The organism is Rhizobium sp. 862_C5_N1_2 (assembly GCF_051811205.1).
Classification (GTDB): Bacteria; Pseudomonadota; Alphaproteobacteria; order Rhizobiales; family Rhizobiaceae; genus Rhizobium; species Rhizobium leguminosarum.
Genome location: NZ_JBPWPT010000001.1, coordinates 1,442,671 through 1,456,985 on the forward strand (window position 1 = coordinate 1,442,671; position 14,315 = coordinate 1,456,985).

Annotated in this window: 9 protein-coding genes; 3 read left to right on the forward strand and 6 right to left on the reverse strand. The window is 62.3% G+C overall.

The annotated features are described in order from the left end of the window. Positions 1-175: 175 nt before the first annotated feature. The 4 genes from dprA to ACD590_RS07290 all read right to left on the reverse strand — a co-directional run bounded on the left by dprA (position 176) and on the right by ACD590_RS07290 (position 4,474). The gene (dprA, locus tag ACD590_RS07275) at positions 176-1,318 is read right to left on the reverse strand and encodes a DNA-processing protein DprA (RefSeq protein WP_018447560.1); all 1,143 of its coding nucleotides are present in this window, start codon (positions 1,316-1,318) and stop codon (positions 176-178) included. Then, a complete protein-coding gene (gene plsY / locus ACD590_RS07280; protein WP_018241620.1) occupies positions 1,318-1,938 on the reverse strand; it encodes a glycerol-3-phosphate 1-O-acyltransferase PlsY in 621 nt (206 codons plus the stop codon). Before plsY ends, dprA begins: the two co-directional genes overlap by 1 nt. A 293-nt stretch (positions 1,939-2,231) precedes the next feature. Next, positions 2,232-3,521: a dihydroorotase gene (locus ACD590_RS07285; protein WP_439002364.1), complete on the reverse strand. Its 1,290-nt coding sequence runs from the start codon at positions 3,519-3,521 to the stop codon at positions 2,232-2,234. Next, positions 3,518-4,474, reverse strand: a complete 957-nt coding sequence (locus tag ACD590_RS07290) for an aspartate carbamoyltransferase catalytic subunit (protein WP_018241622.1) — start codon at positions 4,472-4,474, stop codon at positions 3,518-3,520. Before ACD590_RS07290 ends, ACD590_RS07285 begins: the two co-directional genes overlap by 4 nt. 179 nt (positions 4,475-4,653) lie before the next feature. On the opposite strand from ACD590_RS07290, the gene ACD590_RS07295 reads away from it, so the two are divergent. Then, positions 4,654-6,312, forward strand: a complete 1,659-nt coding sequence (locus tag ACD590_RS07295) for an acyl-CoA dehydrogenase family protein (protein ID WP_018241623.1) — start codon at positions 4,654-4,656, stop codon at positions 6,310-6,312. A 162-nt stretch (positions 6,313-6,474) separates the two neighbouring features. On the opposite strand, the gene ACD590_RS07300 is transcribed toward ACD590_RS07295, so the two are convergent. Together ACD590_RS07300 and ACD590_RS07305 are read right to left on the reverse strand one after the other, a co-directional pair. Beyond that, positions 6,475-6,585, reverse strand: coding sequence for a type II toxin-antitoxin system VapB family antitoxin (locus tag ACD590_RS07300; protein WP_018447561.1), 111 nt, complete (start codon positions 6,583-6,585; stop codon positions 6,475-6,477). A gap of 144 nt (positions 6,586-6,729) precedes the next feature. Further along, positions 6,730-9,576: an Rne/Rng family ribonuclease gene (locus ACD590_RS07305; protein ID WP_439002365.1), complete on the reverse strand. Its 2,847-nt coding sequence runs from the start codon at positions 9,574-9,576 to the stop codon at positions 6,730-6,732. A gap of 624 nt (positions 9,577-10,200) precedes the next feature. Here ACD590_RS07305 and ACD590_RS07310 point away from each other — a divergent pair. Both ACD590_RS07310 and ACD590_RS07315 read left to right on the forward strand, forming a co-directional pair. Beyond that, a complete protein-coding gene (locus tag ACD590_RS07310) occupies positions 10,201-11,457 on the forward strand; it encodes an N-acetylmuramoyl-L-alanine amidase (RefSeq protein ID WP_439002366.1) in 1,257 nt (418 codons plus the stop codon). Between the two features lie 376 nt (positions 11,458-11,833). Then, on the forward strand, positions 11,834-14,293 hold the full coding sequence (locus ACD590_RS07315) for a penicillin-binding protein 1A (RefSeq protein WP_018241626.1): 2,460 nt from the start codon (positions 11,834-11,836) through the stop codon (positions 14,291-14,293). The last annotated feature ends 22 nt before the right edge of the window (positions 14,294-14,315 follow it).

The window sequence follows — 14,315 nt, forward strand, 5'->3', positions numbered from 1 at the left end:
TCCGACATGGACAGGGAAATCGCCGCGGTCAAGGGGTTTGCTACAATTTTACCTCTTGCATCTGTTGCAGCCGAGGGGAGATTATCGGGAAAATACAATTTTAGATAGGTTATCAAAGGTTTTTCGATACAGGGTTCGGCAATTCGCGTAGCCGCCGCCTGATGTCGCGCAAGGTTCAATCGGAAAGCGAGACGAGGCCGCCCTGCTGCCGGTGCAGCCTGCCGGCAATATCAAGCTCCAGAAGGATCAGATAGACCGCGGATGCCGACAGGCCCGTATGGCGGATGACGTCGTCGATCTCGACCGGCGTCGGCCCGAGCGCATCGATGATGCGGTTTCGATCGGAATCGCCGGGTGGCACCGATATCGACTTGCCGTCACGCGCAGGCTCTTCCGCCATCGATGACGGGAACAGGTCGAATTGCGCAAGCGGCGCCAGGGCCTCAATGACATCGGCGGGTGCGGTGACGATCGAAGCACCGTCCTTCAGCAGGCCGTTGGTGCCATGGCAACGCGGATCGAGCGGTGAGCCGGGCACGGCAAACACCAGACGGCCGAACTCGCCGGCAAGCCGTGCCGTGATCAGCGAGCCCGAACGCGATGCCGCTTCGATGACGACGAGGCCGAGCCCGATGCCGGCGATGAGCCGGTTGCGGCGCGGAAAGTCGCGGGCGCGGGGCTCCCAGCCGAAGGGCATCTCGCTCACCGCCAGGCCGTTGCCGTCGGTTATCTCTTCGAGTAGGCCGACATTCTCCGGCGGGTAGGGCTGGTCGAGGCCACCGGCGAGCGCCGCGATCGTGCCTGTGTCGAGGCTCGCCCGGTGGGCTGATGTATCGATGCCGCGCGCCAGGCCGGAGACCACGGTATATCCAGCCCGGCCGCAGTCGCGTGCCACCATCGCCGCGAATTTCGCACCGGCGATCGAGGCGTTGCGCGAGCCGACGATGCCGACGGCCGGTCGCTTGGCGGCGGCAAGCGCGCCCTTGACGGCCAGAAGCGGCGGCGCGCCGTCGATCTGCTTCAGAGCTTGCGGGTAGTCCGGCTCGCCGATGCCGACGAAGCGGGCGCCGAAGCGACGCGCCGCCTCGAGTTCCCGATGTGCCTCGGCCTCGCTGGCGATGCGGATTGCCCGCGTGGCGCCGCCACGCGCCGATAGCTCCGGCAGTGCGGCAAGTGCTGCCTCGGCCGAACCGAAATGATTGATGAGGTCGCGAAAGGTGGCAGGGCCGATATTGTCGGAACGGATGAGGCGCAACCAGGCAATTCTTTGCCGTTCGGTCAGAACAACGCCTTTTGGTCCGGCGCTCAGCGCATCCATTATCCCTTTGCCCCGATCTTGCTTTCCGTCCCGCTCATCAGGCGCGAAATATTCGCCTTGTGCTTCCAGTAGGAGATGAGGGTCATGATCGCCATCACTGCCGCAACCTTTTCGTTGCCCAGTATCCACAGTGCAACCGGAATGACAAGCATGGCAACCAACGCTGACAGTGAGGAGTAGCGGGTGGTGAAAGCGACCGCTAGCCAGACGGCGGCGAAGAGCACGACCATGATCGGCGCGACGCCGAGCAGGGTACCGATATAGGTGGCGACACCCTTGCCGCCCTTGAAGCCGATCCAGACCGGGAAGAGATGGCCGATGAAGGCGAAGAAGCCGGCGATGATCGCTGCCTCCTCACCGAGGAAATAGCCGACGATCCAGGCTGCGGCCGATGCCTTCAGCGCGTCGAGCAGCAGCGTCGCCGCGGCGAGCGTCCGGTTTCCTGTTCTGAGCACATTGGTTGCGCCGATATTGCCGGAGCCGATGCTGCGCACGTCGCCGAGGCCGGCGGCACGCGTGAGGATCAGGCCGAAGGGTATCGACCCGAAGAGATAGCCGATAACGGCGGCGGCAAGCGCGATCGGCAGCGTGATCTGCCATGACATGAGATTGGATAACATATGCCCCCTCAGCCCCTCCGTGGCCTATCCTCGAGTCAACCTTCTCCCGCTGGGGGATGGACGGCGATGGTGTCGATCCTAGAGCATGATGCCGAAAACTGTGAGCGGTATTCGGACGACATCATGCTCTAACTATTTAATTTAGAACAGGATTCAGATTTTAGGCCGACCAGGCCCAAAATCATCCAATTCTAGAGCAATTCCAGCAAAACTGCGCAGCGGTTTTGCGTGCCGAATTGCGTAAAAACAAAAAGATAGAGCATTTCCGTCACTCAGAGAAATCAGGAATTGCTCTAGAGTGCGTGGACAAGCTTTCCCGAGACGTACGTCGCGACCGCCCGCCCGCTGAAACGCGCATCCTCGAACGGCGTATTCTTTGAGCGGGAGAGAAGCATGTCTTTGGCGACAAGCCAAGGCTCATCGAGATCGATCAGCGCGATATCGGCCGCAGCGCCCGGCTTCAACGTGCCGGCCGCCAGGCCGAAGATTTGCGCGGGGCGGGTGGACATGGCGTCGATCAGGCGCATCAGGCTCACCTGGCCGCCATGGTGAAGCCTGAGGGCTGCCGCCAACATGGTTTCGAGGCCGATCGCGCCGTCCTCCGCCTCGCCAAAGGGCAGGCGCTTCGTATCGACATCCTGCGGGTCGTGCGAGGAGACGATGATATCGATCGCGCCGCTCGCAAGGGCGTCGGCCATGGCCACCCGGTCATCTTCCGGGCGCAGCGGCGGATAGAGCTTGAAGAAGGTGCGGTATTCGCCGATGTCGTTTTCGTTGAGCGCCAGATTGTTGATCGAGATGCCGCAGGTCACCTTGGCGCCACGACTGCGGGCGCGTTCGATCGCCTCGACCGATTCTGGCACCGAGATCATTGCGGCGTGATAACGGCCGCGCGTCAGCTGCGCGATCCTGAGATCGCGTTCGAGCGGGATGAGCTCGGCTTCCCTTGGAATGCCGGAGAGCCCGAGCCAACTGGCGAAAAGCCCCTCATGCATGACGCCGTTGGCGCCGAGATATTTGTCGCGCGTTTCGCAGGAGATGACGGCGCCGAATTCGCGCGCATAGGTCATGATCCGGCGCAGCACCTGCGTGTCGTGGACGCTGGAATGGGCATCGGTAAAGGCGACGGCGCCTGCCTGCATCAAGAGGCCGATCTCCGTCATCTCCTCGCCAGCAAGGCCCTTGGTAATGGCGGCCGCCGGATAGACGTTGACGGCGGCCGTATCCCGCGCCGTCTTCTTGACGAATTCGACGAGCGCAATGTCGTCGATAACAGGATCGGTGTCCGGCATCATGATGATCGAGGTGACGCCGCCGGCCGCCGCCGCCCGGCTCGCCGAGGCGATCGTTTCGCGGTGCTCGCCGCCGGGTTCGCCGACATGGACGCGCGCGTCGACGAGCCCGGGCGTGGCGACAAGGCCCGTGCAGTCGCGGATGACGGCTCCATCAGGCGCACCCTGGTTCTGCGCCTTGCCGCCGGCGGCAATGATCACGCCGTTTTCGGCAATGATCGTCCCGACTTCGTCGAGATTGCGCGACGGATCGATGATGCGGACGTTCTTGAGGACGATCGGGTTGCTCATGCCATCATTCCATCGCTTCGGGGACCCTGGTTCTGCGAGACGAGCAGCGTCTCCATGACGGCCATGCGCACCGCGACCCCCATCTCCACCTGTTCGGCGATCACGCTCTGCGGCCCGTCCGCCACTTCCGAAGCGATTTCGACGCCGCGGTTCATCGGGCCGGGATGCATGACCAGCGCGTCGTCCTTCGCCGCTTTCAGCGTTTCGGCGTCGAGCCCGTAGAAGTGATAGTATTCGCGCACCGAAGGCACGAAGGCACCGGACATGCGCTCGCGCTGCAGCCGCAGCATCATTACGACGTCGGCGTCCTTCAGCCCTTCCTGCATCGAATGAAAGACCTCGACGCCCATCTCGGCGATGCCGGCGGGCAGGAGGGTCGCAGGCGCGACGACACGCACGCGGGCGCCCATCGCGTTGAGCAGAAGGATATTGGAGCGCGCCACCCGCGAATGCAGCACGTCGCCGCAGATCGCCACGATGATGCGCGACAGCTTGCCCTTGGCGCGGCGGATCGTCAGCGCGTCGAGCAGCGCCTGGGTCGGATGTTCATGCTGCCCATCACCGGCATTGACGACCGAGCAGGAGACCTTCTGGGCGAGAAGGGCGGCCGCACCGGCGCTTGAATGGCGGATCACCAGCACATCGGGGCGCATCGCATTCAACGTCATCGCCGTGTCGATCAGCGTTTCGCCTTTCTTCACCGAGGAATTGCCGACCGACATGTTCATGACGTCGGCGCCGAGCCGTTTGCCGGCAAGCTCGAAGGAGGCCTGCGTGCGGGTCGATGCCTCGAAGAAGAGGTTGATCTGCGTCAGCCCGCGCAGCGTCGACGTTTTCTTTTCTCTCTGGCGGCTGATCTTGACGGCCTCGTCCGCCTTGTCGAGAAGATAGGTGATATCCTGCTCGGTGAGGCCCTTGATGCCGATGAGGTGGCGGTGGGGGAAAAAGACCATGACCCTGCCTCTTGCTGTCTCTGGCGGGTCTATAAAGAGTGCCGCCCGCCGGGGCAAGCATGTGCTGTGGGCAAAGGCTTATGTCCCCATGCATTTTCGCCCGAATTCCGATAGAGCAGAATGAACCGAATCATAACTTCCGGTTTCCCTTTGCCGGGTTCTTACACTAGAAGCGAATTATGACCTCCGCCAACCGGACTGACGACAAACTCGCAGAACTGAACCAGCCGAGCCTGTGGTCCGGCATCAACGCCTATCGGTCCGATCCGCTGATCGTCGACCTGACGGCGGCCCTGCCACGCGGCATCCGCGAAGACCTGGAAAACATGGGCCGCTACGTCACCTCGCCGGAGGCGCAGGAGATGGCGCGCATGGCGAACCAGGGCGCGCCGCAGCTGCGCACCCACGGTCCGCGCGGTGAGCGCGTCGACGTCGTCGAGTTTCACCCCGCCTGGCATGCGCTGATGCGCCGCTCCATGTCGGTCGGCCTGCATTCCTCCGTCTGGGATCCCCAGGCCGATACCGATGCCAAGGACGAGGCCCATAAGGTTCGCGCCGCGCGGTTTTATCTGACGTCGCAGCTGGAATCCGGCCATCTCTGCCCGCTGACGATGACGAGCGCCTCCGTTGCGGCACTCTCGGCCTCGCCCGCGGTCCAGAAGGACTGGGCGCCCAAAATTCTCTCGCGCAAATATGATTCGTCGAACAAGCCCGCCATGCAGAAATCCGCCGTGACCATCGGCATGGGCATGACGGAAAAGCAGGGCGGCACGGATGTGCGCGCCAACAGGAGTGCTGCCGAAAAGGTCAGCGAGGGCATCTACCGGCTGTCCGGGCACAAATGGTTCATGTCGGCGCCGATGAGCGATGCCTTCATCATGCTGGCGCAGACGAAGGAGGGCATGGGCTGCTTTCTCGTGCCGCGTCTTCTGGAGGATGGTTCCGCCAATGGGCTGCAGTTCCAGCGGCTGAAGGACAAGGTCGGCAACCGCTCCAACGCCTCTTCCGAGGTCGAGTTTACTGACACGTTCGGTTTCCTGCTCGGTGGTCCGGATGCCGGCATCCGCACGATCCTCGATATGGTGACGCTCACCCGGCTCGACTGCGCGCTGGCCTCGTCAGGCATCATGCGCGCCTCGCTCGCCGAAGCCGTGCACCACACCCGCGGCCGCAGCGTCTTCGGCAAGATGCTCGTCAACCAGCCGATCATGACGAGGGTGCTCGCCGACATGGCGCTCGACGTCGCCGCCGCGACGGCACTGTCCTTCCGTCTAGCCGACGCCTTCGACAAGGCGCGCGGCAATGCCGAGGAAGCGGCCTATGCCCGTGTCATGACGCCGGTCGCCAAATACTGGTGCTGCAAGATCGCGCCTGCGCTGATCTACGAGGCGATGGAGTGTATTGGCGGCAACGGCTACATCGAAGAACGCCCGATCGCCCGCCATTACCGCGAGGCTCCCGTCAACGCCATCTGGGAAGGCTCCGGCAACGTCATGGCGCTCGACGTGCTGCGCGTGCTCAACCGCGGCAAGGATCTGTTCGAAACGGTCTTCGCCGGCCTAGCCCGCGATCTCGGCCCTGCCGGCAAGAAGACGATCGACGTGCTGCGCGCCGCAATCGCGCTCTGTGAACAGGATGAGGGCGCCGCCCGCCTGCTCGTCGAGCAGCTGGCGCTCGCCGCCGGTGCCGCCGAACTCTATCGGCTGGGCGCTGGGCGCATTGCCGATGCCTTCATCGAGACGCGTCTTGCCGGCGGCTGGCGCTCCACCTACGGCATGCTCGATTCCCGCTTCGACGCCAGCTACATCGTCGACCTGCTCTATCCGCCGGCGGCCTGATCGCAAGTGCGCTGAGGCGGTCCCGAGGCCGCGACGCTCGACCATCGGGCCCTGTCGACGACGATCACAGATCGTCTCCGGCCGGTCGCGACGTATCGCGCCGAGGTCGCGTTCCCAATCTATCCCTGCGAGATCTGCGATCGCATTTTCCGGCGGTGCCTCTCAACGAGACTTCGCAAGGCCCGGTCGGCGGTGGCCTTTTTTGTCGCCAATCCCCGTGGCGGTCATTGCCGCGTCGAGCAAGGCATCATCGATATCGATATTCGTCCGCATGATCGCGCCCCAAGTGCAATCATCATAAGAGATACACATCCATGTCACGGCGGTCCAAGCTCGGCGACGATGTCATCGCCATAAACGAAAATCCGGCCGCGTCGCCGCGGCCGGATTTCAGTGTTTACGTCCGAAAATCAGCGTTCAAAAGAAGCCACGGCGCTGCCACCAGCCGGCTTTCTTCGGCTTGCCGTCATCGCCTTCGCCATTCTCGACGCGGGTGGATTTCACCGTCGGCTCGGAGGAGGAAATGTTGGATTCGCGGTTGGCGCGAACCGGCTTTGCCTCTTCCTGAACGGATGTTTCGAGATCGGCGGAGGCTTCAACCAATTCCGGTTCGGCCTCGGCCACAGGTGAAGTCTCGGCAACCGGTTCCTCGACCGGCGCTGCGGCCGGTTTGCGGCGGCCGCGGCTGCGGGCGGGCTTCACATCTTCGGTTATGACGGTTGCGCTCTCGACGGCTGCCATCGCGGCCTGGCCTTCGTCGGCCGGCTCGGCAATCGCCTCGACCGCTACGGCTTCGCTCGGAGCGCCGTCGCCTTCGTCCTCGTCGCCGCCATTGTCTTCACCGGCTTCGCCGGCTGTCAGTTCGGAGCCATCTTCGGCGCGATTGCGACGGCCGCCACGCTTGCCGCGACGGCGCCGCTTGCGGCGCTGCGATTCTTCGCTTTCAGCGCGTGTCTCGGGCGTAGCTTCGGTGGTTTCATCACCTTCGCTGCCCTCGTCGTCACCGTCCTCATCCTCGTCGCCGGCTTCGCCTGCTGCCGATGCCGGCTGCTCGGCATTGCCGTTGCGGCCACGGCGGCGCCTGCGGCGCTTGCGCTTGCGGTTGCCGTCAGCTTCGCCTTCCGAGCGTGCTGCGACGGGCCGTTCGGCAACGGCCGGCTTTTCCTCGAGTTCCTCGTCTTCCTCCTCATCCACTTCGATGACGATGTCGTCGTCGTCATCCTCGGGAATGGCTGCGAAGTTGAAGAGCGTTTCGATCTTGACCGGGTTTTCCACCGGCTCGCCGCGATCGATCGCGAAATGCTGTGCTCCGACCGAACCGTCCGCATCGATGACGATAGCGACGCCGAAACGGCTTTCGTAATCGATGATCGTCTGGCGCTTGTGGTTGAGCAGATAGAGCGCAATGTCAGGCGTGGTGCGCACGGTGATGTTGTGCGTGGTGTTCTTCAGCAGATATTCTTCGATACCGCGCAGGACATGCAGGGCGACGGAGGACTGCGAGCGCACATGCCCGGTGCCGCCGCAATGCGAGCAGACCTGCGTGGTCGATTCGAGAACCGACGCGCGGATGCGCTGTCGCGACATTTCGAGCAGGCCGAAATGCGAGATCCGGCCGACCTGGATGCGGGCGCGGTCGTTCTTCAGGCATTCCTTCAGCTTCTTCTCGACAGCGCGGTTGTTGCGCTTCTCTTCCATGTCGATGAAGTCGATGACGATCAGGCCGGCAAGGTCGCGAAGGCGAAGCTGGCGGGCGACTTCGTCTGCAGCCTCGAGATTCGTCTGCAGCGCGGTGTCTTCGATCGAATGTTCGCGGGTCGAGCGGCCGGAGTTGACGTCGATCGAGACCAGCGCTTCGGTCTGGTTCATGATCAGGTAGCCGCCGGACTTCAGCGTCACCTGCGGCTGCAACATGCGATCGAGCTGAGCTTCGATGCCGGAGCGCGAGAAGATCGGGTGGATGTCGCGGTAAGGCTGAACCACCTTGGCATGGCTCGGCATCAGCATCTTCATGAAGTCTTTCGCTTCACGATAGCCTTCTTCACCGGAAACGATGACTTCGCTGATATCCTTATTGTAGAGGTCGCGGATCGAGCGCTTGATCAGCGAGCCTTCCTCATAGACGAGGCAGGGAGCGGTGGACGCCAGCGTCAGCGTGCGCACATTTTCCCACAGGCGCATCAGATATTCGAAGTCACGCTTGACCTCGACCTTGGTGCGGTTGGCACCGGCGGTGCGAAGGATGACGCCCATGCCCTGCGGCACCTCGAGCAGGCGCGCGATTTCCTTCAGGCGCTTGCGGTCGGCAGGATTGGTGATCTTCCGGGAAATGCCGCCGCCGCGCGCCGTGTTCGGCATCAGGACGGAATAGCGGCCGGCGAGCGAGAGATAGGTGGTAAGGGCTGCACCCTTGTTGCCGCGCTCTTCCTTGGCGACCTGCACGAGCAGGATCTGGCGGCGCTTGATGACTTCCTGGATGCGGTACTGCTTACGCGGCTTGCGCTGCACGCGGTCCGGCACTTCTTCCATGGCGTCTTCGGCGCCGACGGATTCGATGACTTCCTCTTCGCCGTGATCGTCATCATCGTCGTCATCATCGTGGCGACGCTTGCTGGTATCGACGTCCTCGGAGATCGAGTCGGTTTCCACCATCGCGGCCATCGCGCCGCCGGTCGAGCCGTCATCCTCGTTGTCGACGCTCGACGCGCCTTCGGCTTCAACGTCTGTGGGAACAGCGTCTTCGGTCGCGGTCGTTTCTACGGCCTTCTTGCGGCTGCGACGCGGCCTTGCCTTCTTCGCCGGCGCTTCCTCGGCGGCCGCGGGAGATGCTGCGGCTTCTACCGCTGCCGTCGCTTCCGTTACGGCAGCCGTTTCCGGCGCCTCTGCCGGCACGATGCCGACATCTGGCTGATCCTGCTTGGAAAGATCGACCATCGGTGCGGTTTCGACATGCTCGACGTCCTCGTCGCGGCGATGCTCCTCGGCTTCGGCCCGAAGCAATGCCTGACGGTCGGCAAGCGGTATCTGATAATAGTCGGGATGGATTTCGGCGAAGGCCAGGAAGCCGTGCCGGTTGCCGCCGTAGTCGACGAAGGCGGCTTGCAGCGAGGGCTCGACCCTCGTTACCTTTGCAAGATAGATGTTGCCGCGGATCTGCTTCTTGTGCTGGGACTCGAAGTCAAATTCTTCTATGCGGTTCCCGCGAACGACAACGACGCGCGTCTCTTCCTCGTGAGACGCATCGATAAGCATTTTGTCTGCCATGTAAGCTGTGCTCCTCGGCGTGGCCGCGAGAGCGCATTCCCGACTGCTGTTGAGACAGAAAGAATGCGGTCCGCAGTGGCCGCGCCGGATAATGAAAGTCGCGCCTGATGCGAGGGGGAGGGCAGCAGCCAGACCGCAACCGGAACCATTTCGGTCCGGGGCCTGTACACTTCAGATAAAACCTGCTGCGAAACCATCAACAACCAAGCGTGATCGACAAATACGAAGACCCGTTCGGGTCCGATGAGTTTGCTCCCTGAGAGCGTGGTGGCTGATCCACCAATGAATTCCGACAATGAGCCGGAAAATCAGGATCCAGTTCTAGGGATTAAGCGCATGAGACGGCGGACGATGACCGGTGTGGCGCCAGGTCCTGATCTGGCTGGCAGCCTTTGCGGCGACTCTATCCCGTCAACACTTTACCCTGAAATTCGTTGTATGTTTTCTGTGTCACAATAGCAAGGGAAAAGCCAAATGTGCCATAATATTGATGGATTTCGCAACGCATAGAAACTGGGGATAAAGTGATCGCGATTCGGCAGGCCACAGCGGGTGTTTCGTCACAGGGACGCTGGCCGCAGCTGCGTCGGGTCCATCGCAATACAAATAGGGTGTGGCGGTTTATTGTTTAAGAGGGCTCGGATCGCGGCGAAATCCGCAGCGCGGCGATCGACAATCGCAAGGCGGGTTCTGGCGGCGCTTTTGGCTGCTAGTCTCCTGCCGGTCGCTGCCAGCTCCGTCGAGGCCGGGGATCCGCTGCTTGCCTATGGCGCGCGCATCGTCGGCGACGATGCAAGGACGCGCATCGTCATCGATTTCGATCGCGAGCCGCGCTTCTCGGTCCACTATATCGCCAATCCGGAACGCATCGTCGTCGACCTTCCGGCGACCGCCTTCGGTTTTCCGGCGAAGGATCTTGCCGCCCGCGGCCTGTTCAAGGATATCCGCTACGGCAAGATGGACGAGGAGAGCGCCCGTATCGTGCTGACGACGGCAGGGCCGGTGAAGCTGGCGCTTGCCAAAGTGCAGGCCGACGAGGCCGGCAAGGGTCATCGCCTCGTGCTCGATGCCGAGATGATCGACAAGCGGGCCTTTGCCGAACTAGTGAAGACGCAATCCTGGAGCGATCGAGGTGAGGCGGCTCAGACGACCAGCGCCATTCCGGCACCGGAAAAAGCTGCTCCCGGCGATTTCGTCATCGCCGTCGATGCAGGCCATGGCGGCATCGACACCGGCGCGATCGGCGTCGACACCAAGACCGAGGAAAAGCAGGTGACGCTTGCCTTCGCCAAGGCTTTGACCGACCGGCTGAACAAGGAGCCGGGCATCAAGGCTTTCCTGACGCGTGAGGATGACGAGTTCCTGTCGCTTTCGCAGCGTGTGCTGATCGCCCGCCAGAACCACGCCGGCCTTTTCATTTCGCTGCATGCTGACACGCTGAAGCAGAAGGATATCCGCGGCGCCACCGTCTACACGATCTCCGACAAGGCATCCGACAAGCTCGCCGCCGACCTTGCCGAACGGGAAAACCTCTCCGACCAGATCGCCGGGAAGGAGACGGTTGCCGAGCCGCCGGAGGTTGCCGACATCCTGCTCGATCTGACACGGCGCGAAACGCAGGCCTTCTCGATCTCCCTGGCCGAGAGCGTGCTGAATTCTTTCAAGGATCAGGTCGGCACTATCAACAATCCGCACCGTCATGCCGGCTTCCGCGTACTGCAGGCTCCTGACGTGCCATCGATCCTTCTCGAGATTGGGTTCCTTTCGAATGCCGAGGACGAGAAACTGCTGCTCGACGAGGCCTGGCGCGGGAGGATTGCCGGTCTCTTGACCGACGCAGTCAAGCGATACCGCGCCGCCGTCATGGCGAATGGCGGCTGACGGTCACCGCCTAAAAATCTGCAGCGGTTGCGGCGCGGCCGCCCGCATAAAAACAAAGATTCATAAAAACAAAGATTTAAGTGCGCTGCATGAATCAAATTCTGAGGAAGATACCTCAGATTGGCGGCGGCGACAGGCGTTGCTTGGATGTGACAGTTCTAATGAAACGCGGCGGCAGCGGTGAATGCGGCGCAGACAGCCCTATTTTGCTCACATTCGCGCCGTTACTCCGGCTTATGTTTCGTAAGCCTTGAGCGCGGAATCGGCTTGTGGCGGTAACGCTCATGGAGTAAGCCGCGCAACGTGCAAATTGCCTTGATCTGTACAATCGTTGCGGCTGCGCCGATTGAAGATCGAAAAGACCGGTAGCTGAAATATGGTTAGACTTTTTGGATATTTCTTCGGAATGGCCTGCGTCCTGTTTCTGGTCGCGGCGGCGGGTATTGCCATCTATCTCGCCAATGTCGCGAAGGATCTTCCGGACTATGCCGTTCTGAACAGCTATGCGCCGCCGGTGACGACCCGCGTCCATGCCGGAAACGGCGCTCTAATGGCCGAATACGCCAAGGAAAAGCGTCTCTTCCTGCCGATCCAGGCCATTCCCGACCGCGTGAAGGCCGCTTTCCTGTCGGCCGAAGACAAGAATTTCTACAATCATCCGGGCGTTGATCTCACCGGCCTCGGCCGCGCAATTCTCGTTAACCTGCAGAATTTCGGTTCCGGCCGCCGCCCGGTCGGTGCCTCCACAATCACCCAGCAGGTGGCCAAGAATTTCCTTCTGAGCTCGGACCAGACCATCGACCGCAAGATCAAGGAAGCGATCCTTTCCTTCCGTATCGAGCAGGCCTACAGCAAGGACAAGATCCTCGAACTCTACCTGAACGAGATCTTCTTCGGTCTGAATTCCTATGGCATCGCCGGCGCAGCACTCACCTATTTCAACAAATCTGTCACCGAACTGACCGTCGCCGAAGCCGCCTATCTGGCATCGCTGCCGAAGGGGCCTGCCAATTATCATCCGTTCCGCCATCCCGAGGCTGCACTCGAGCGCCGCAACTGGGTGATCGACCGTATGGTTGAGAACGGCTATGTCAGCCAGAGCGACGGCGAGGAAGCCAAGAAGCAGCCGCTCGGCGTCACCGCCCGCACCACCGGCCCCTCGCTCTTCGCTTCGGATTATTTCGCCGAAGCAGTACGTCGTCAGCTGATCGACCAATACGGCGAAAAGGTCCTCTATGAGGGCGGCCTTTCGGTGCGCACGTCGCTCGACCCCCAGATGCAGCTTGCTGCCCGCAAGGCCCTGCAGGACGGTCTGGTCACCTATGATGAGCGCCGCGGTTTCCATGGCCCGATCAAGCAGATCGATGCAAGCGGTGACTGGGGCAAGGCTCTTGCCGATATTCCCACCCTGTCCGACGTTCCGGAATGGCGGCTCGCGGTCGTGCTCGCCGTGTCCGACTCGACCGTCGACATCGGCCTGCAGCCGGCCAAGGATGGAAGCGGCAAGGTTGCGGCCGACCGTCAACGCGGCACCATCGACGCCAAGAACATGCAATGGGCCTTCCGTTCGGCCGACGGCGCCCGCAAGACCACGAAATCGCCGGTCGGAGCCGTAGCGCCCGGTGACGTCGTTTATGTCGCAAAGCTCGGCGACGACGCGTCGACTTCCTACCGCCTGCAGCAGCCGCCGAAAGTCCAGGGTGGACTGGTCGCGATGGACCCGAAGACCGGCCGCGTGCTCGCCATGGTCGGCGGTTTCTCCTACGCCCAGTCCGAATTCAACCGCGCCACCCAGGCGATGCGCCAGCCAGGCTCCTCGTTCAAGCCCTTCGTCTACGCCGCGGCAATGGACAATGGTTATACGCCGGCCTCCGTCATCATGGATGCGCCGATCGAAATCGTCTCGGGTGGCCAGGTCTGGAGGCCGGAAAACTACGGCGGCGAATCCGGCGGCCCGTCGACGCTGCGTTCGGGCATCGAGCATTCGCGCAATCTGATGACGGTGCGCCTCGCCAACGATCTCGGCATGAACATCGTCGCCGAATATGCCGAGCGCTTCGGCATCTACGATCACATGCTGCCGGTTCTTTCCATGTCGCTCGGCGCCGGCGACACGACTGTGCTGCGCATGGTCTCGGCCTATTCGGTCATCGCCAATGGCGGCAAGCAGATCAAGCCGACATTGATCGACCGCATCCAGGACCGCTACGGCAAGACGATCTTCAAACATGAGGAGCGTGTGTGCGAGGGCTGCAATGCCGGCGACTGGCAGAACCAGGAAGAGCCGAATGTCGTCGACAATCGGGAAACCGTTCTCGACCCGATGACCGCCTACCAGATCACCTCGATGATGCAGGGCGTCATCCAGCGCGGCACCGCTGCCGGCAAGATTGATCTCGGCGGTCGCGACGTCGCCGGAAAGACCGGCACCACCAACGACGAGAAGGATGCCTGGTTCGTCGGCTTCACGCCGGATCTGGTTGCAGGCCTCTATATGGGCTTCGATACGCCGGCCCCGCTCGGCCGCGGCGGCACCGGTGGCGTCTTGTCCGCCCCGATCTTCAACGAATTCATGCAGGCTGCCGTCAAGGACACGCCGGAATCGAAGTTCGTCATTCCATCAGGCATGAACCTGATTTCGATCGACCGCAAAACCGGCATGGCGGCTGGCGACGGCGATCCGAACACCATCGTCGAGGCCTTCAAGCCCGGCACCGGCCCGGCCGACAGCTTCTCCGTGATCGGCATGGACAGCACCATGGCGCCGGAAGAGATCCTGAAGACCTCGCCGCAGGCGAACCAGGCCGTCCAGACCGGCACGCCCGGCCTGTTCTGACCGAGGCCTGAATTTTGCACGC

Excerpts from the sequence above, each read along its gene's own strand:
- plsY (WP_018241620.1), bottom strand. The coding sequence starts at position 1,938 with ATGTTATCCAATCTCATGTCATGGCAGATCACGCTGCCGATCGCGCTT.
- ACD590_RS07300 (WP_018447561.1), bottom strand. The coding sequence starts at position 6,585 with ATGCGGACGAATATCGATATCGATGATGCCTTGCTCGACGCGGCAATG.
- ACD590_RS07305 (WP_439002365.1), bottom strand. The coding sequence starts at position 9,576 with ATGGCAGACAAAATGCTTATCGATGCGTCTCACGAGGAAGAGACGCGC.
- dprA (WP_018447560.1), bottom strand. The coding sequence starts at position 1,318 with ATGGATGCGCTGAGCGCCGGACCAAAAGGCGTTGTTCTGACCGAACGG.
- ACD590_RS07295 (WP_018241623.1), top strand. The coding sequence starts at position 4,654 with ATGACCTCCGCCAACCGGACTGACGACAAACTCGCAGAACTGAACCAG.
- ACD590_RS07285 (WP_439002364.1), bottom strand. The coding sequence starts at position 3,521 with ATGAGCAACCCGATCGTCCTCAAGAACGTCCGCATCATCGATCCGTCG.
- ACD590_RS07315 (WP_018241626.1), top strand. The coding sequence starts at position 11,834 with ATGGTTAGACTTTTTGGATATTTCTTCGGAATGGCCTGCGTCCTGTTT.
- ACD590_RS07290 (WP_018241622.1), bottom strand. The coding sequence starts at position 4,474 with ATGGTCTTTTTCCCCCACCGCCACCTCATCGGCATCAAGGGCCTCACC.